Origin of the sequence: Paenibacillus sp. FSL P4-0176 (genome assembly GCF_037975265.1) — a bacterium.
GTDB classification, from domain to species: Bacteria; Bacillota; Bacilli; order Paenibacillales; family Paenibacillaceae; genus Paenibacillus; species Paenibacillus amylolyticus.
On sequence record NZ_CP150242.1, the window covers coordinates 5062741 to 5081078 of the forward strand.

Annotated in this window: 17 protein-coding genes and 1 other annotated feature; of the genes, 2 read left to right on the top strand and 15 right to left on the bottom strand. The window is 46.0% G+C overall.

Going from position 1 to position 18338, the window contains the following annotated elements:
* The first annotated feature begins 573 nt into the window (after positions 1-573).
* Entirely contained in the window at positions 574-3249 is a 2676-nt protein-coding gene (locus tag MKY95_RS23675) for a YhgE/Pip domain-containing protein (protein ID WP_076318872.1), read from the top strand.
* Positions 3250-3346: 97 nt separating this feature from the next.
* On the opposite strand, the gene MKY95_RS23680 is transcribed toward MKY95_RS23675, so the two are convergent.
* The 8 genes from MKY95_RS23680 to lspA form a co-directional block, all read right to left on the bottom strand.
* Positions 3347-4651: a DUF6080 domain-containing protein gene (locus MKY95_RS23680; protein WP_076318871.1), complete on the bottom strand. Its 1305-nt coding sequence runs from the start codon at positions 4649-4651 to the stop codon at positions 3347-3349.
* 31 nt (positions 4652-4682) lie between these two features.
* Positions 4683-5000 carry an EamA family transporter gene (locus MKY95_RS23685; RefSeq protein ID WP_082219210.1) on the bottom strand — a complete coding sequence of 106 codons (318 nt, stop codon included), beginning with the start codon at positions 4998-5000 and terminating at the stop codon, positions 4683-4685.
* Entirely contained in the window at positions 4990-5319 is a 330-nt protein-coding gene (locus MKY95_RS23690; RefSeq protein ID WP_036614823.1) for an EamA family transporter, read from the bottom strand. The genes MKY95_RS23685 and MKY95_RS23690 overlap by 11 nt, the downstream gene beginning before the upstream one ends.
* Positions 5307-5939 (bottom strand): HAD-IB family hydrolase, encoded by a 633-nt coding sequence (locus MKY95_RS23695; RefSeq protein WP_036614827.1) that lies wholly within the window; start codon positions 5937-5939, stop codon positions 5307-5309. Before MKY95_RS23695 ends, MKY95_RS23690 begins: the two co-directional genes overlap by 13 nt.
* Before the next feature lie 18 nt (positions 5940-5957).
* A complete protein-coding gene (locus MKY95_RS23700; protein WP_047844436.1) occupies positions 5958-6848 on the bottom strand; it encodes a decaprenyl-phosphate phosphoribosyltransferase in 891 nt (296 codons plus the stop codon).
* Positions 6849-7051: 203 nt separating this feature from the next.
* A complete protein-coding gene (locus MKY95_RS23705) occupies positions 7052-8305 on the bottom strand; it encodes an LL-diaminopimelate aminotransferase (RefSeq protein ID WP_047843740.1) in 1254 nt (417 codons plus the stop codon).
* 110 nt (positions 8306-8415) lie between these two features.
* The gene (locus MKY95_RS23710) at positions 8416-9387 is read right to left on the bottom strand and encodes an RluA family pseudouridine synthase (RefSeq protein ID WP_047843741.1); all 972 of its coding nucleotides are present in this window, start codon (positions 9385-9387) and stop codon (positions 8416-8418) included.
* Positions 9371-9865: a signal peptidase II gene (gene lspA, locus MKY95_RS23715; RefSeq protein ID WP_017687321.1), complete on the bottom strand. Its 495-nt coding sequence runs from the start codon at positions 9863-9865 to the stop codon at positions 9371-9373. The genes MKY95_RS23710 and lspA overlap by 17 nt, the downstream gene beginning before the upstream one ends.
* A 221-nt stretch (positions 9866-10086) precedes the next feature.
* Between lspA and MKY95_RS23720 the strand changes: the two genes are divergently transcribed.
* Entirely contained in the window at positions 10087-10824 is a 738-nt protein-coding gene (locus tag MKY95_RS23720; protein WP_036614837.1) for a TraR/DksA C4-type zinc finger protein, read from the top strand.
* A gap of 41 nt (positions 10825-10865) precedes the next feature.
* Here the strand turns inward: MKY95_RS23720 and MKY95_RS23725 are convergent, their stop codons facing one another.
* The 7 genes from MKY95_RS23725 to MKY95_RS23755 all read right to left on the bottom strand — a co-directional run bounded on the left by MKY95_RS23725 (position 10866) and on the right by MKY95_RS23755 (position 18336).
* A complete protein-coding gene (locus tag MKY95_RS23725; RefSeq protein WP_017687319.1) occupies positions 10866-11225 on the bottom strand; it encodes a DUF5665 domain-containing protein in 360 nt (119 codons plus the stop codon).
* 165 nt (positions 11226-11390) lie between these two features.
* Positions 11391-14489 carry an isoleucine--tRNA ligase gene (ileS, locus tag MKY95_RS23730; RefSeq protein WP_036614965.1) on the bottom strand — a complete coding sequence of 1033 codons (3099 nt, stop codon included), beginning with the start codon at positions 14487-14489 and terminating at the stop codon, positions 11391-11393.
* Between the two features lie 512 nt (positions 14490-15001).
* Positions 15002-15294 (bottom strand) — a binding site (T-box leader).
* 57 nt (positions 15295-15351) lie between these two features.
* Positions 15352-15861, bottom strand: coding sequence for a DivIVA domain-containing protein (locus MKY95_RS23735; RefSeq protein WP_017687316.1), 510 nt, complete (start codon positions 15859-15861; stop codon positions 15352-15354).
* Positions 15862-16101: 240 nt separating this feature from the next.
* Positions 16102-16884, bottom strand: coding sequence for a YlmH/Sll1252 family protein (locus MKY95_RS23740; protein WP_036614847.1), 783 nt, complete (start codon positions 16882-16884; stop codon positions 16102-16104).
* 18 nt (positions 16885-16902) lie between these two features.
* Positions 16903-17169 (bottom strand): YggT family protein, encoded by a 267-nt coding sequence (locus MKY95_RS23745; RefSeq protein ID WP_036614851.1) that lies wholly within the window; start codon positions 17167-17169, stop codon positions 16903-16905.
* Between the two features lie 7 nt (positions 17170-17176).
* Complete coding sequence (locus tag MKY95_RS23750; RefSeq protein WP_036614853.1) at positions 17177-17644, bottom strand: cell division protein SepF; 468 nt, start codon at positions 17642-17644, stop codon at positions 17177-17179.
* A complete protein-coding gene (locus MKY95_RS23755; protein WP_036614854.1) occupies positions 17635-18336 on the bottom strand; it encodes a YggS family pyridoxal phosphate-dependent enzyme in 702 nt (233 codons plus the stop codon). Before MKY95_RS23755 ends, MKY95_RS23750 begins: the two co-directional genes overlap by 10 nt.
* Positions 18337-18338: the final 2 nt, after the last annotated feature.

Sequence of the window (18338 nt, forward strand, 5' to 3'; positions counted from 1 at the left end):
GCATCGCTTCATTTGCCGCAGCAAAAAAACGATGTATCGTTCACGTTACCTTGCCAGTCTCACGGGACTGATTTAAAGGTGCTATTCATGTCGTTCATATTGCAGGACCTCACAGGGTTCTGTAATCAATATGTCCGTTTGTCTTCATGAATTATGACAGAAAGACAACCCCCTGTCAACACCTCACCATCGCAGGTGAAAACCCTCTGCTACGTTCTTCTTAGAATCAGCAGTTAGGCTGAAAAACATCCATGCACAATACATCTCATTGGTTATTCATAATTATACAACATTTCTGCATATTTATCCATAGGCAAATGAGAAATTTGATATAACCAAAATAAACCTCTTACTGTACTCAAAAGAGATAAAACACTTCTTTTTAGAACAGACAGTGAGTTTCATTTTACGCAATATATGAAGGCTCTGAATTAGTACCAAGTGAAATGGGTACAGTTTATAAACATGAACCCATTATTAGATACTGCAATAATACCGATATACATAAGATTCACAAATTTACGACATAGAAATAAGTTACGCCCTACATTTATGTACATTTAGGAGGAAGTCATGCGTCACATTTGGCACGTTTACAAAACAGACTGGTTGCATATTCTGAAGGTTCCCACAGGTATATTTCTAATTGTGGCTATTATTCTACTGCCCGGGGTGTATGACTGGGTCAACGTGAAGTCCGTCTGGGACCCATACAGTAATACCCAGGGGATCAAAATTGCGGTGACAACTGAGGACAAGGGTGCGACTGTTGAAGGAACCCATGTTAATATCGGAGACGAACTGGTATCCAGCCTTAAACACAACGAAAAGCTGGGTTGGACTTTTGTGGACCAGGCTGAGGCTAATCGGGGTGTGCAAACTGGAGAGTATTATGCAAGCCTGCTCATTCCGGGGGACTTTTCATCCAAAATTACAGGCATCGTTGATGGGAAGCTGGAGCGACCGGAAGTAATCTATACCGTCAATGAGAAGGTGAATGCCATTGCTCCTAAAATCACAGGCTCTGGTGTATCTGCCATAACAACGCAAATCAATGAAAATTTCACTGAAGCCGTCAGTGAGGCCGTTCTAACCAAGCTGAATGAAGCCGGGGTTGAGATTAATTCCCAGCTTCCAACATTACGCAAAATGGAGAATGGCATTTTTACACTGGAGAAAAATCTTCCGGCTATTCAAGCCGCAGGTCAAAAGGTTCTGGAAGTAGAAAAAGCCATGCCCGAGATTGTAAAAGATGCTCAAAAGATCGTTGAAATCGAGAAAAAACTGCCTGAAATCAATGAAGCAGCACAGTATGTGCTCAAGGTGCAGGAGTATTGGCCACAAATTAATGATGCGGCTTCCGAAGTGCTGGCTATTCAAGGGCGGATACCGGATATAAAAAAAGCGGTAGATCGCATTCGAGAAGTGGATGAAAACTTTGGACAGGTATCAGATGTTATCCAAACGGCGCTGGATAAAACGAACAAAGCTCTGTCTATCGTAACGGCCGCAGAACAAGATTTGGACAAAGTATCACAAATCGCTGGCAACGGGATTGAGCTTGCAGAGGGATTAAATCAGTTCGTGGATTCCAGTGAAGAAGCGTTTCAGACAATTGGCCCGACGATCCGCCAAAATCTGCTGCTGGTGCAGCAGATTACTAACGCTGCAGGAGACGTATTTGCACAATTGCAAAATTCGGATCTTAATAACCTTCCTACAGTAGAAGATCTCGACCGGATTGCTTCACGTTTAGGGGTTGCGGTAAAACTCGTGGACAGTATGGCAGAACTACTGGGCAACATCAATAACTTGCTTCCAAGCCAACCACTTGCCGATAAAATCACACAACTGAACTCCATTTCAGATAAACTTCAGTTGCAGATCCGCTTGGCTGGCATCATCAGTGATGCCATGCGTCGTAATACAACTCCACCAACAGAGGTCATCGCTCAGTTAAATACTCTCTCGAAGGACATCAGCAGCGGGATTGGCAATATCTTAAACACCTATGAAAGTGAAATATCGCCTGCACTTGCAGCTGGTGCGGATAAGCTCAGGTCTACCCTCTCCACTTCAGCAGAAACTCTGCAAGGAGCAAAAGATCGTATTCCGGATATTGCGGACATTCTTGCATCAGCCAAAGAAGGAATTACGTTTGGGCAGGCCGAGTTGACAAAAATCCAGAGCGAACTGCCTCAAATACAATCTAAGATCCATGAGATATCAGAAACACTCGCGAACAAAAGTGAAGGTTTTATCCAAGCTCTGAACACAGTGTCTTCATTAATTCGAAACGATCTGCCCAAGCTGGGAAACAAACTGAACGAAGCAGCTGATTTTGTTCGTAATGATCTGCCTACTGCCGAGAAACAGATAGGCAAGGCATCCGATTTTGTACAGAATCAGCTGCCGGAGGTCGAAAAAGGAGTTCACCGTGTTGCCGCGCTTGTACGTGATGATCTGCCAGCATTGGAAAGTGCCATCAGCAAGGCTGCTGACAAACTTCGGGAGGTCGAAGGTAATAACCAGTTTGCGGAGCTCGCCAAACTTTTGCGCGGCGATATTGAAGAAGAGAGTGCTTTCCTTGCAAGTCCGGTGCAAATTAAGGAAAAACAGCTTTACCCAATTCCGAATTATGGATCGGCCATGTCACCATTTTATGGCGTGCTGTCTCTGTGGGTTGGCTCAACACTGTTGATTTCTCTGCTTCGTGCCGAAGCTGAAAATCCAGGGGGCAAGTTCCGGGGATATGAGTTATATCTTGGACGTCTCGCTACTTTTCTGACCATTGGGTTACTTCAGGCGATATGTGTCACCCTGGGAGATATCTTAATCCTGGGTACCTATGTTGCAGATAAACTGTGGTTTGTCCTGTTTGCCATGCTGGTGAGTGCCGTATTTGTCACCATAACGTACACCCTGCTGTCCGTATTTGGAAATATCGGAAAAGGGATCGCCATTATCTTCATGGTGTTCCAGTTCTCCAGCTCTGGCGGTACGTTCCCAATCAGCATGACATCACCCTTTTTCCAAGCATTGAATCCGTTCATGCCCTTCACGTATGCGATCAGTCTGCTGCGTGAGTCGGTCGGCGGCATATTGTGGTCTACTGCCATCAAGGATATTCTGTGGTTGTGTATGTTCATCGCGCTGAGTCTCATTGTTGCTCTCGCTTTGAAACGTCCACTCAGCAGTCTCACCAAACGTTCAGCCGAGAATGCCAAGAAGACCAAAATTATTGCTTAACTCATTTGCTCAACACTAATTAAGAAAAGGCCATTGGACTTTACATCCAATGGCCTTTTCTTATTTCATTATATGAATCGATACATTTACTATTTGACTATTTCACTGAGCGTTCCTGTTCCAACTGATTATAGGATTGTTTGATTGTTGTTAATGTTTCTACATGGCGATAGATGTTGTTACTTGCCGTAACGATAACACATAACATGATCAAGCCTATAACCACTTTTTTCCCCAATCCCGGACGAAGACTGATGACGAAACCTCCACCCAACAGGAAGAACGCAAACAGATAATGTCCCGCATACAGGTACATATCATATTGAAATACAGCCAGACCAAAGCCCACGACGACATGAAGCAAAAAGGCAAACAGAATATATGGCACAAGGGTCCACACTTCTCGTTCACGAATGCCCTTAATGAAGCCCATGAATGCCAGTAGTAAAACAAAGATACCTGTCATCTGCACATAGATTGGATTGGAACGGGATAGATCCGTAACAAAGGCTGCCATGCCCGGGTCCAGTAAATGCATCTTCGGTGTCAGCATTGGATTAATCGTTAACATGTTCAATGCTTTCCAATGAACAGCGAACTGGAATGGTGTTGCATAGCTTGTTCCGCCATTTTGAATGCCCAACAGCCAGTTACTAACCCAGCTACGGCCCCCAAAGGCAACATACTGAATGCCAGTTAATACGACGATGATCAGAACCGCCCGTGCCATGATGCCGATGTATTTTTTCAAATTCGCCTTATTGCGCCATGTATTCATATTAAAGAATGTGGCAGCAGCAAATGGTACGATATTGGTCGAGGTTAGTCCAAAGTTAATCGATGCAAGCAATGCATTGGGTACATAACGTACGTCCTGACGCTCACGAGTATACTGCATGTAAACCACCGACAACAGAATAACGAACTGTACATAAGGATACGAATCCGGGATCAACGCGGTATACATCAGATAGGAACTGAAACCAAACAGCAAGGCAAACAGTAGCGGTATGATGGTCGGTTTATCTTCTTTTTGACTCAGGAACAGATACGCCAGCACCACTGAACCCGCATTTATCATCGATTGCAGGATTAGAAAGAACCAGTTGCCTCCCAGAAATTTCGCTACAGCCGCAAGGGTGACTGCGAGAAAGGAAATCAGCGGATGGATCACGGAAGAACTGTTGTCCCCATAATACATTGAAGGATCAAAGTTGAATAAATTGATTGGAAACAGCGTTGTATTAAATGGGGTATACGCCCCAAGCATCTCTGTATTATTTTCAATGTACAGAACATACGAGCCGTTCATTAAACCATAGAACAGAGCAAATCCTGCAAACAGGTAAAAGGCTGTCCAGTTGGCTCTGCGATTATAAAATAAGTAATCTAAAAAGTTCATGCTTTCATTTCACATCCTGATTAATTAAGTTCTAAAATACCAATAAACATAGGCCACCCATAATACATGCCACGCCTATCCAGCGTAAAGGGCCCACGGTCTCTTTAAATATCAGCCGAGCTATGATAAGAGTCCACACATATGTTAATGCGTTCGCAGGCAACACTACGGTTAATGGAAGAAACTTCAGCAATACAATATTCAGCAACGCGCCCGTTCCGTAGAATCCAAGTCCCATGAGTACATGCAGACGATTGCGACTGGAAGCATAAGCTTTCAGTCCGGCCCCACCCAGTGCACCACACAACGTCATGACAATTAATACGGCAACCATCCAGCTATCGATCAACACTGGTTAGTGTCACCCCGATTCCAAGCAACACAACTGCTGCCAGCTTCTGCATCGTAATTTCTTCCCCAAGCAAAAAATACCCATAGATTAAGGCAAATACATAGCTGGCACACATCAGAGGATAAGCAACTGAGAGTTTTTCCAGAGCAAAAGCTTTAATCATCAAAATCGCTCCAAGTCCATAACACAGAAAACCTACACCCAGGTAAATCCACTCGGTTAGTCCCCATTTCCAGAACAATTGACCCGTTGCTGTCAGAAAAGCGGAAACGAGCATTAACCATTTACCAGTATGACGCGATTTTATTTCCCCCACGTTAATGCCTCCATGTCCGGAACACGCTTGTTAATAAAGTATCGTTGACTCACAAGTTGCATGACGGGAAGGTCGGATAAGGAGTCAGAGTAGGAACATGACTGGTCATAATCAATGACCATATTCTTTTCACTCAGATAAGCCTGAATTCGGCGTACCTTCTCTTCCCCTTTGCAGTTGCTGCCGTCAACTCTGCATGTGTAACCATTCTCATGACGGACAAGTTCAGTTCCAATTACATGATCCACCCAGGGAAAATTATTAAAGTATTTCATATAGGCATGCGGAGATGCAGTTACCAGCAAGACATGATACCCTGCTTCTTTGCGATGTTGCATCTCTACACTGGCCTCGGCAAAAATGGACGTACGCAAGCGAGTATCAAAGAAATGTTCGAGATCTTTTTCAGACATACGCTCAATTTCTTGAAAGTAGGATCGTTTGACTTGTTCAACCGTCATGAAGCCTGCCTTGAATAACACGGTATGTAATGCAATGACAGGTAATCTCCATACCTGCCACGGGTAACGGCGAACACCGTAATGCACAAATTGAAACATGGAATCACTGCGTATGATCGTTTTATCAATATCAAAAATTGCGACTTTCGTGCTTTTCACCCTGATCCCCCTCAGCCTTTATTCAAAGATTGCAAAGATTGTAACAACACTTATCACATACAACATAACCGTAATTAATATAGGCTTGTCCTCAAACAGCACACGATCGGGCGAACCTCCCTGGTTCTTCATGTGGATCAGATACAGGTAACGGAACATGCCGTAAATGACCAATGGAATCGTCCACATGAGATGAATGGTTCGATCTGAAGTGAATGTGAACAGGGAATAACTGATAATCGTAGCTGTCGTCACAATTGTATTGAATTGATCCAGTAATGTAATGGAGTAGTTATCCAAAACCTTACGATGTGATCCCGTATTTCCCTCAAGCAACGTGAGTTCATTTCTACGTTTTCCAATGGCCAAAAACAACGACAACAGCATGGTACAGATCAAAAACCACGGCGTGAATGGCACATGGATCAGCACACCACCTGCAATGGCACGAAGTACAAAGCCGGCTGCAATGGTCATCATATCCAGGATAACGAGATGTTTCAGCACAAATGAATAAGATACATTCAACAGGAAATAGACGATACATAACACCCCGAATAGAGGGTTCATCATGAAGGCCGTTCCTACGGAAAGGATTAATAGAATAATGCCAAACAACAAAGCATGACTCGGATTCACCTGCCCAGAAGCCATAGGACGATACCTTTTCACCGGATGCTGTCGATCCCTGTCTCGGTCTACAAAGTCATTTAAAATATACACACAGCCTGCAACAAGGCTAAATAGAATAAAACCAAGCAACGTCGCAAGAATGGTTTCAGTCCGAATCTCCTCAAAAGAAAATAGTAACGCAGCAAATAACAGCAGATTTTTAGTCCACTGTTTGGGTCTTAACAATCTGAATAATCCTGACACTGTACTGCCTGTTCCTGTAGCCGGTGAGGACACCGTACTTGTTCGTGATGATAACAATTGTAATAACTCCCTTCAACAACAACTTCTGTATATAACAAATAACGTAAAGATCTAATCATATGTTGCTTGTATAATTTTGTAAAGGGAGTAAATGAAAAAAATCTAATATGGGCATAAAAAAAGAGACCGTTTCCGGTCTCTTCGTTAGTACATGATTTAACTATTGGGTGATGCGATTAAAATTCAAATTGTACGTCGCTCAGACGACGTTTGATCTCAGCAATAACACGTTTCTCTTCCTCTTCACCCTTCGCTTCAAAGGTTACGGAGAAACGAACAAAGTTACCGGCATCATCCCAAGGTACGGATGAGATCAGTTTCTCACGGATCAGGAATTGGGAGAAATCTTCGCCTGATTCGAAGCGACGTCCGCCAACGACACCTTTTGGTGCTTCTACATACAGGAAGAATGAACCTTTAGGTTTTTCAGCCTGGAAGCCCAGTTCGTTCAATGCGGCAACGAGCATGTCGTGACGACGGGAATATTTCTCTGCAATTTTTTCCGTGATCTCAGGGTGATTCAATCCATAAGCAGCAGCCTTTTGAATCGCGATGAACTGACCGGAGTCATTGTTGTCCTTCACATCACTGAATGCTTTGACTACAAGCGGGTTACCCGCTACAAATCCGATTCTCCAACCCGTCATGTTGTAGGACTTGGACAGAGAGTGTAGCTCTACGCCGACATCCTTTGCACCAGGTACCGACAGGAAGCTGAACGGTTTTTTGCCATCATACGTCAATGCTGCGTATGGAGCATCATGTACAACCACAACATTGTATTTCTTAGCCCATTCCACAACTTCAGTGAAGAACTCCACCGTCGCGCTTGCGCCTGTTGGGTTGTTCGGATAGTTCAGGTAGAGCAACTTCGCACGTTTTGCGATGTCTTCCGGGATAGCCGTCAGATCAGGCAGGAAGTTGTTTTCTTTCGTCAATTGGATGTTGAACACTTCTCCACCCAGATACTTCGTATGTGTACCCATAACCGGGTAACCTGGAACGGTCATGATCGTAACATCACCCGGATTGATGAAGCATGAAGGCATCATCGCCAAAGCCGGTTTTGAACCAATGGAGTGTACGATTTCAGTATCTGCATCGATACCTTCTACGTTGAATACGTTTTTCAGGTAGGAAGCAGCAGCAGCTTTGAATTCAGGAATACCATTGTCGGAATAACCACGGTTCTCAGGTCTGGAAGCTTCTTCTGCAAGTGCAGCTACAATGCCTGCATCAGCCATTTCGTCCGGTTCACCTACACCAAGGTCAATCAGTTCCACATCGGGAAAATCTTTTTTGGCCGAAGCTTTGGCACGTTTGATTTTCTCGAATTTATAAATGTTCGTGTCTTTACCATAGTTGGAGCCACCGATACGGTCGGCAAAATTAGTCTGAATGTAAGTTTCTTGGTATTTATCGATACTCATAACGTTGTTCATCTCCTCATTTGACGCAAATTTCTACACTTTAATATGAAGCATTTGCGTGATCAAAGCCATGGACAAAGTATCCGAACATTTGTACTTTCTTGGAGCTGTTAACGACTGCGTAGCGAGGCGAGCACGTCTTCCATATCTTGCGGAATCGGAGCTGAAAATTCAAGGTATTCTCCCGTTGTTGGATGCACAAATCCAAGAATGGCCGCATGAAGAGCCTGTCCTTGCATTTTGATGCCTTTATTCCGTCCATAAGTTGGATCTCCTACAAGCGGGTGACCAATAAATTTCATGTGAACCCGAATCTGGTGAGTACGTCCTGTCTCCAGTTTCAATTCCAACAAGGTGTAATCATTAATCCGCTCAGTAACGGTAAAATGCGTAACGGCATGTTTACTGTTACGTTCCGTTACCGTATACATTTTGCGGTCATTGGTATCCCGTCCAATCGGTGCATCAATGGTCCCTTGATCATGGTTAAGATGACCATGAACGAGCGCAATATACCGTCTATTCACCGTATGTTCCTTCAACTGAGCAGCCAGTGATGCATGCGCACGATCGTTCTTGGCAGCCATGATCAGGCCGGATGTATCCTTATCAATACGATGCACAATACCAGGACGCAACTCCCCATTAATACCCGAGAGGTCTTTGCAGTGATGCATAAGTGCATTAACGAGGGTACCCGATGTGTGTCCTGGTGCCGGATGCACCACAAGACCACGCTGTTTGTTGATCACGATCAGGTCGCTGTCTTCATATACCACTTCCAGCGGAATATCTTCGGCAACGATCTCCACAGCAGCTGGTTCTGGAATCTGTAACTCAACTAGATCCCCTTCGGATAACTTGGCATTGGCTTTGACTACAGCACCATTTACCGTAACCATTCCGTCTCCGATCCACAATTGAACTTGGGAGCGAGATACGTTATCTACGGCTTCCGTAATATATTTATCAATTCGTTCTTTTTTATGTTCAGCGGCAACGGTCCATTCCATACGTTCATTGCCATTCATTAGTTCTTCGTCGTTAATCTGTTCCTTATTCGGATTACTCATGATGTTCATTCCCTTCAATCTTCGCGGCTGCTTTTTCGCGCCGTCCTTCAAGCAATGTCTCCACTATGATCAACCCTACACCGATGCAGATTGCCGAATCGGCGATGTTAAAAATGGGAAACGTATAACTCCCAAAATTAAGTTGTACAAAATCTACAACTTCTCCGGTCAATGCCCGGTCAAGGAAGTTGCCAATTGCTCCACCAAGCACCAAACTAAGCGCCACAGGCAGCAATTTGTGCGGGGTATCTTTTACCTTTTGCAAATACCAAATCAAGGCAACGACCACAATCAACGTAACCACAATAAAGAACCAACGCTGGTCTTGCAGAATGCCAAATGCTGCTCCTGAGTTACGATGTGATGTGATGACAAAGAAATTGCCGATGACCGGAATTTCTTCTCTGAGTTCCATCCGGGTTGCAATCAGATACTTGGTTCCCTGATCCAATAAAAATACGATAAAAGCAAGGATATAATACACCACGTTTGTTTGTCACTCCGTTCTTGTCTTTTCCAAACGATACCAGGCTTACGCCAGACTTGTTTATTGTAGCACAGCTGTTTGGAAATCGTCCACGACGCGCTACATCGCAATGCTTATGGCAAAAACGATAACATTTCCCTTCTGTAATCTTGCCCTCAATGGCACATCCTACAATAGAGTCAAAATCCGGATTCCAGCATGAAAGCAGAAAGGGGAAAATCATGTCACATTTTACTAACGAACAACTACAATTTCTACGTTCCCAACTGATGTCCGATAAGCGCGATATTGAACATAGACTTTCGGAAAACGAGCATTATGGCCTTGGAGATTCCCTTAAACTACAGACAGGTGAATTATCACCAATTGATAACCATCCTGGCGACATAGCTACGGAGGTGTATGAACGCGAGAAAGATATTTCCCTGCTGGAACATGATGAATTCCAATTGGAACGAATCGATTCTGCACTGCACTCCATCGAAGAAGGACATTACGGTACATGTGCGGTCTGCCAGCAACCCATCCCTTATGAACGCATGGAAGCTGTTCCCTACACCAAATACTGCAAAAAACATCAACCGGAAACCGTTGTCTCTGAGAACCGTCCTGTAGAGGAAGAATTCCTCGCCCCGGCATTTGGTCGAACCAGTCTGGACGAGCGTGATGATCAAAATGGCTTCGATGGTGAAGACACTTGGCAGATTGTTGAAAGCTGGGGCACATCGAACTCACCAGCCATGGCTGAAGGACGCGATATCGACAGCTATGATGTTATGGCGATTGAAGCCACCGATGAAGTGGAAGGCTGCGTTGAAGCGTACGAAAGCTTTGTTGCCACGGACATCTATGGTCATGACGTCTCCATCGTGCGTAATCGGCAATATCGCCAGTACCTGGAGAACCGTGAGGGCGAGGGTCTGTTAGAACCGGATATGGAGACGGATGACATTTACTAAATGCACTTTGATATCTTTCACCTTTAATCGCTGCTAATCGCTTAGTATGTGTTCATATCAAGCTGGCGCTGGACAATGCGCACAATATCAGCGATGTAGTCTCCAACAATGGGAAGATTGAGCGCCCCAAGTAGCTGTAAAACGTAAATGATCGTTGCTGCGAAAAAGGTAAACCCAATCGCAATCCCCACACCTCGTGCGGCTCCAGACAACAGGTTCAATCCTATCAATTTCCATGGCCTGTTCAGCAATTCTGTGTATTGCGCTATTCGTGAACGTTCGAGTTCATTCGCCAGACGGTTCGTCAGGGTATGTAACTCTTCGATTTTGTCATGCGAATTCAGATTATCTGACGTTGATTGTTGTGAAGTGGATGCGGTTTGCTTGTCATGTTCGCTCATGTTTTGGTCAGTTCCTTTGATCAATATAGATTGACTGCACTATAGAATCATTGCCTTATTGCCTAAAAAACAAACGAGCCCAGATACAGGGAATATGTCCCTGCCTCTGCGGCTCGTTTGTTTATACTCTATATTCTATCCCTGTTGAATGGGACATGCTCCGAATTACGCTTCGATGTAAATACCGATCGATTTGCCTCCGGCTTCAACACGTTCCATCGACTCATTCGAACCAAATGTAACTTCGGTTACGAGAACATTTTCACGCAACACATCATCAAACGCCTGAATAGCTTCCTGAAGGGATGCATCCACATCCAGTGTCAAACGTACTCTTTTCTCAATTGGCAGATCCAGTCGTTTCCGGGTATCCTGCACAGCACGAACCACTTCACGGACCCAGCCTTCCTGTTCCAATGCTGGCGTGATTTCGGTATTGAGCGCAACCGTCAGACCGTAACCTGATGCTGAAGCAAAGCCTGATTTGGCCTGTTTATCAACCAATAATTCTTCGCTCGTTACTTGCAGCTCTTCGCCTTCCGGTGAAACGATGTTCAGTACACCTTCCGAAACCACTTTACGCGTCTCATCGGCTGACATTCCCTTGAAGAAGTTTTGCAGGAATCCTACGTTTTTGCCGTATTTTTTACCTGCGACCTTCAGGTTCAGCTTCAATGTAAAGTCAACGAATTCCGCGTCATTATGCTCCGTACGGATTCCTTTTACATTGATCTCTTCCTTGATGATCTCTTCATAACTTGCCAGGTCAAACCCTTTATCCAGAGAAACGATCAATTCGGACAGTGGCTGACGTGTCTTGATGCCTGTTTCGTTACGAACGTTACGGGCAAGTTCGACCACGCGGCGAGCCGTCTCCATATCCTGTTCCAGTCCTGCATCAATCAGCGCTTCGTTAGCTACCGGATAGTCTTCCATGTGCACACTCTCACCTGTTGCAAGGTTCAGATAGATGTCTTCTGCCAGCATCGGTGTGAACGGAGCAACCAACTTCGCGGTAGTCACCAGCACCTCAGTCAATGTGCGGTAAGCGTCCAGTTTATCCTCTGTCAGGCCACTTCCCCAGAACCGGTCACGGGAACGACGGATGTACCAGTTACTCAACTCATCAACAAATGCTTCAATCGCTTTGGAAGAGTTCAGATAGTCGTTAACCAGCAATGCTTTTTCTACAACCAGGATCAGGCTGTTCAGTCTCGACAGAATCCAGCGATCCAGCTTGTGTGCGGACAGTTGGAACGGGTGCTCCTGTGGATCAAATCCATCAATGGTAGCATAAAGCGTCAGGAATGCATGGGTGTTGACCAGCGTATCCACCATTTTGGATTTTGCTTCGCCTACGATACCTTTGGAGAAACGTTTGCTGTTCCACGGTGCACTGTCAGACAACAAAGCCCAGCGGAATGCATCTGTACCGTATTCTTCAATCACTTCCCAAGGATCGATAACGTTACCTTTGGATTTGGACATCTTCTGTCCGTTCTCGTCAAGAACGTGTCCTGTAGCCATAACCGCTTTGTAAGGCGCTTTGCCTGTCAAAAGGGTGGAAACCGCCAGCAAGCTGTAGAACCAGCCACGTGTCTGGTCAATCCCTTCACAGATCATATCTGCAGGATACTGCTGTTCGAATACTTCTTTATTTTCAAATGGATGGTGCTGCTGGGCAAACGGCATGGAGCCGCTGTCGAACCAGACATCGATCACTTCCGGTGTACGTTTCATTTCATATTTGCCACAAGAGCTCATGACTTTAACGTCATCCACGTATGGTTTATGCAATTCAAGATTCTCAGGCACATCACCTACCGCACGAGCACGCAATTCTGCAATGCTGTGTGGAGCAAATTGTTCGCCAGTCTCCTCGCAAACCCAGATGTTCAGCGGAGTTCCCCAATAACGATCACGGCTGATGTTCCAATCCACCAGATCCTCAAGGAATTTCCCGAAGCGACCTTCACGAACGTGACCCGGGTACCAATCCACTTCACTGTTGTTGGCAATCAGTTGGTCCTTGATGGCTGTTGTTTGGATAAACCAGCTGTCCATTGCATAGTACAGAAGTGGTGTATCACAACGCCAGCAAAATGGATAGCTGTGCTCATATTTTTCTTTGCTGAACAACCGTCCATGCTCAGACAGATATCTCACGATATCAATGTCACAATCCTTCACGAAACGTCCCGCAAAGTCAGTAACCTCAGCGACAAATTTGCCTTCCAAGTCCACCATGTTCACAAAGCTGATCCCATTCTCACGGCATACACGGTAGTCATCTTCACCATGGGCAGGAGCCATGTGTACGATACCCGTACCACTTGCATCCGTTACAAAGCCTGCGCCCAGGATGATGTTGGCTTTCTCAGCCTGTACGTAGTTGAACGGAGGATCATACGTTTTGCCAACCAGATCGGCACCTTTCAGTGCACCGATGATCTCATACTCACCCTTGGTATCTTTCATCACTTTCTCCACCAGATTGGTTGCCATGATGTACACTTCATCACCTTGACGAACACGGGAGTAGTCCATATCCGGATTCACGGCAAGTGCAACGTGTGAAGGCAGTGTCCAAGGTGTTGTCGTCCAAGCCAGTACGAATTCTCCGCTGTCATTCAGTTTGAATTTCGCTGTAGCACTCAGATCTTTGACGTCTTTGTACCCTTGTGCAACTTCATGGGAACTCAGTGTTGTCTGACAAGATGGACAATACGGGCTCACACGGTGACCACGATACAACAGGCCTTTCTCGTGGATCGTCGCCAGGATGTTCCATACACTCTCGATGTAGTTGTTATCAAGGGTGATATACGGGTTATCCATATCCGTCCAATATCCGATGCCTTCTGTCAAATCACGCCATTGTTGCTCATACTCGAATACGCTCGCTTTACATTCGTTGATGAATTTCTCCACGCCGTAATCTTCGATTTCCCACTTGTGGGAGATACCAAGCTTCTTCTGTACACCCAGTTCTACAGGCAGACCATGTGTATCCCAACCTGCTTTACGAACGACACGGTAACCCTTCATCGTGTTATACCGTCCAACAAAATCCTTAATTACCCGTCCCAGCACGTGACCGATATGCGGTTTACCGTTTGCTGTAGGCGGCCCTTCATAAAATACGAAGTTTGGCTTGCCCTCCCGGTTTTCGATGGATCTTTTGAATGTATTCTCCGTTTTCCATTTATCTAACACGCGTAATTCTCTGGCGCGTGCCTTCTCTTTGACGTCAACTCGTTGCATGATGATCAACTTCCCTTTCTTTGGTTGGATTGTGGACCGTCCACAAAAGCGTTTCAATCCCCCTAAATCCCCCTTGCCAAGGGGGACCCCATAGGCGCTCCGCCCTCTGGACACCCGGGATGGGTTGTCGTTGGGGGAACGGTGGCGCTTATGGGCGAGGGGTGGATGTGCGTAGTGGCGGCCATTTTGCGGCTGTTCCCTGCGCGAACGCCGCATGGCCTTACCGCGAGGCGGGTGTTGCCGGGCGCTTTGCTTTCCCGGGCGGGCGGCTCTCTCCTTGAGGTCCCTTCGGGCCTCATGGACGTTCGCCTTAGCGAAACCCGTGTGCCGGGCGCTTTGCTTTCCCGGGCGGGCGGCTCTCTCCCTGAGGTCCCTTCGGGCCTCACGAACGTTCGCCTTAGCGAATCCGTGTGCCGGGTGCTTCGCTTTCCCGGCGAGCGGCTCTCTCCTTGAGGTCCCTTCGGGCCTCATGGACGTTCGCCTTTTTTGGACACAAAAAAGCCCCGTCCCTGGAAAGGGACGAGGCTATACTCGCGTTACCACCCTAATTCTGTTCATCACAAACCACATCCAGGCAAACCTGGGTATGCTCTGTCATCAACAGCGCTTATGCCCCGCTAAACTACTGCAGGGTGCCGTTATAACGTACGGCTTACGGTTCGGCTTACACACGGCAATCATAATCACCGCTTCAGCGTCACTTCTCCGGGGAGATATTCGGCTATAACTCATCCATTGGTTTGCACCAACCACCAACTCTCTGAGGGATGAGATCATAACGTACTGAACCCGTCATGGAATCACTATTCATTATGAATATAGTTATAGCCTCTTTGCAGACAAAAGTCAACCAGGCGACAGACTAATAAATTTCTTTCATCTCCCGCTCACGGTCACGCACTTCCTGCTCCCGGCTCTCCAGCACTTCCCAACCATCCTGAGTCAACAGTTCAAGCTGCGCTTCAACAAGCGTGCGGAAACGGGCACGATAAATCGAGGCCTGCTTTTTCAGTTCTTCCACTTCCAAAGCAATTTTGCGAGATTTGCCCAACGATTCGTTCACGATCCGGTCTGCATTTTTCTCTGCTTCCTTCACGATCAACTGCGCTTCTTTCTTCGCATTACCCTTCACATCATCAGCAGCTTCCTGCGCAATGATAATCGTTTTGCTAAGCGTCTCTTCAATTGTAGAAAAATGATCCAGTTTCTCCTGAACGGACAGCAACTGATTGCTCAGCTCTTTGTTCTCGCGAATGACGCCTTCGTAATCTTTGATGACTTGATCCAGGAATTCATTGACTTCATCCTCGTCATACCCGCGCAAACGTCGGGAAAATTCCTTGTTGTGTATGTCCAGCGGCGTTAATGGCATGCTGTCCACCTCCTGTTAAAGTTCCTTCCCGTCCAGAGAAGGTTTGCAGCATATGGGTACCACCCAAGGGGCCGTATCGTTGATGCCTAACCTTGGCAACGTATACGGAATGCAGGATCAGAATTGCATCCTCCAACGTTCATGTAAAGCTTTGACTTAATGTTTATCGGATACACCGCGTATTTTCTACACCTTTATGATAAACATTTCGACAAGAAAGCGGATTTTCCTGCAACAGACTCAGGCAAATTTGCCGATTTTCACTCGGCAACGCCCTTTTTTGGTCATCCCATCCTGTTCCATAACCTTGAAGCGGCCAAATCCCTGAATGGATACGACATCACCCGCTTTTAGCGATTTGGAGGGATCTTCCTCAACTTTCCAGTTCACACGGCAGCGACCAGCTTTGATCGGAGCCAGCACTTTACTGCGACTAAGCCGATACACATCTGCGCAGATTCCATCCAAACGAAGCGAAGCGACCGTAATGTCCATCGTCTCCAGTTTACTCTCTGACCATCGCATCTGATCCAAAGGAAGTAACTCTGTGAACACATGTAACCGATGCACCTGATTCAGTTGAAGCGATAAAAAAGCGCCGGTTTCCGCCGCCACCACTGTATGGCAACCGTCCTCCAGCACTTGGATATCCCCGATCTTTCCACGTTTCATCCCAAGCCCGAGCAGGGAACCCATATAGTCCCCATGCTCCAGCTCCGAGATTTTCTGATCATCAGACGTAATACTGAGCACCTGCATACCCATATCCTCATCATCCAGATACATATAATCAGGTGCAACCAGCGCACGCTTGCGTTCAGCAGCCTCGTAACCACCATCCAGACGAATCTGAACGTCGTTACGGCGATTGGCAAGAGTCTGTAATATAAAAACCTGTCTTGGATCAAGAAAGTCAGTTAGCTTCATGTCATGATACTTACCCGCCTGCTCAACCCAATCCGAAGCCTTATCTACAAAATCCCGCTCATCATGGCTAAAATGTTCGTAAATTTCACCGCTCATCTATGTCACCCTACCCTATTATGCAAAATATCCAAGTATAGAGATCAACCCAACAAGCGCAAGTCGAAGAACAAGCAACGCCACAATCGGGGAAATATCCAGCACACCGAACAAAGGCGGTATAAATCGGCGAAACGGACTTAGATATGGTTCCACTAATTTGCCCAGCCATTCACCGATAAAGCTTTCCCGTGCGTTGGGAAGCCATGACATCAATATGTAGACGATGACCATGTAAAAGTAAATTTGATATGCAAAACCCAAAATATTAACTAACGACTCCAAAAACGGCTCACCTCATTCTGTTATAATCTTGCTCGCTGTCAGCCAGTATTTCCGTAATTGATCCCTGAATTTCAACCGTATCTGGCGTACAGAGAAAAATGTTTCCGCCGATTTTGGAAATACCGCCACCCAATGCATATACCGTGCCACTCAAAAAATCAATAACGCGCAGCGCTTGGTCCTGGCGAATTCGTTGCAAGTTCACCACAACGGTACGATGCGAACGCAGATGGTCGGCAATTTCCTGAGCCTCGTCATAAGAACGCGGTTCATACAGGACAACTTTAACATTTTTCTGGGAATGAATGCTCACCACATTATTCCCCCTTTGGTTTCTACGTTTATCGAGACTGGAGGTTTCAGCTTCCTGATGTTCAGCCTCATTTTCCTCCTGCGCAGCCATTCGTTCACGTTCCACAATCTCTTCCTCTTCCTGAAGTCCGAGGAAATTCATAAATTTATTCATTACGCCCATCGTGAACCCTCCTCTTTTCCTACGAGAATCGATCCTAGCCGTACCCAGGTTGCACCTTCTTCAATGGCCACTTCAAAATCATTGGACATCCCCATCGACAGTTCAGTCAATGGTTCTGCTGTAAGGGCTTGTCCATTCAGTTGATCTCTCAGCTCACGCAATCCACGAAATACGGGACGCGTCAGCTCCGGATCTTCCTCATGAGGTGCCATGGTCATCAGGCCAACGACCTTGAGATTGTTGAACGAACGAATATCACGCAAAAAAGAACTTGCCTGTTCAGGCTGTAAGCCATACTTGCTCTCTTCACCCGAAATATTCACCTGCAAAAACGTTTCCACTTGGATGCCAAGTGAAGCTGCTTTTTTATCCAACTCCTTCGCCAATGACAAACGATCCAGTGAATGTATGTAACGAAACTTGCCAATCACGTCTTTCACCTTGTTTGTCTGCAAATGACCGATAAAGTGCCAGGTACCCTGCTGACCAAAAGCTTCCCATTTGGCCTGTGCATCCTGCCACCGGTTTTCTCCAATATGCTCAAGACCATGATCCAGCACCGATCCCGTTGTTTCAAGTGAGACATATTTCGTGACCGCAATCACATTCACATCATCACGATGACGGTTACTGCGCCGACATGCGTCCTCGATCTTCTGATTTACCTGTTGAATACGCTCCTCCAATGACACAG

Excerpts from the sequence above, each read along its gene's own strand:
- MKY95_RS23675 (WP_076318872.1), top strand. The coding sequence starts at position 574 with ATGCGTCACATTTGGCACGTTTACAAAACAGACTGGTTGCATATTCTG.
- MKY95_RS23735 (WP_017687316.1), bottom strand. The coding sequence starts at position 15,861 with ATGCCATTAACGCCGCTGGACATACACAACAAGGAATTTTCCCGACGT.
- MKY95_RS23720 (WP_036614837.1), top strand. The coding sequence starts at position 10,087 with ATGTCACATTTTACTAACGAACAACTACAATTTCTACGTTCCCAACTG.
- MKY95_RS23740 (WP_036614847.1), bottom strand. The coding sequence starts at position 16,884 with ATGAGCGGTGAAATTTACGAACATTTTAGCCATGATGAGCGGGATTTT.
- ileS (WP_036614965.1), bottom strand. The coding sequence starts at position 14,489 with ATGCAACGAGTTGACGTCAAAGAGAAGGCACGCGCCAGAGAATTACGC.
- MKY95_RS23725 (WP_017687319.1), bottom strand. The coding sequence starts at position 11,225 with ATGAGCGAACATGACAAGCAAACCGCATCCACTTCACAACAATCAACG.
- MKY95_RS23750 (WP_036614853.1), bottom strand. The coding sequence starts at position 17,644 with ATGGGCGTAATGAATAAATTTATGAATTTCCTCGGACTTCAGGAAGAG.
- MKY95_RS23710 (WP_047843741.1), bottom strand. The coding sequence starts at position 9,387 with ATGAACATCATGAGTAATCCGAATAAGGAACAGATTAACGACGAAGAA.
- MKY95_RS23680 (WP_076318871.1), bottom strand. The coding sequence starts at position 4,651 with ATGAACTTTTTAGATTACTTATTTTATAATCGCAGAGCCAACTGGACA.
- MKY95_RS23705 (WP_047843740.1), bottom strand. The coding sequence starts at position 8,305 with ATGAGTATCGATAAATACCAAGAAACTTACATTCAGACTAATTTTGCC.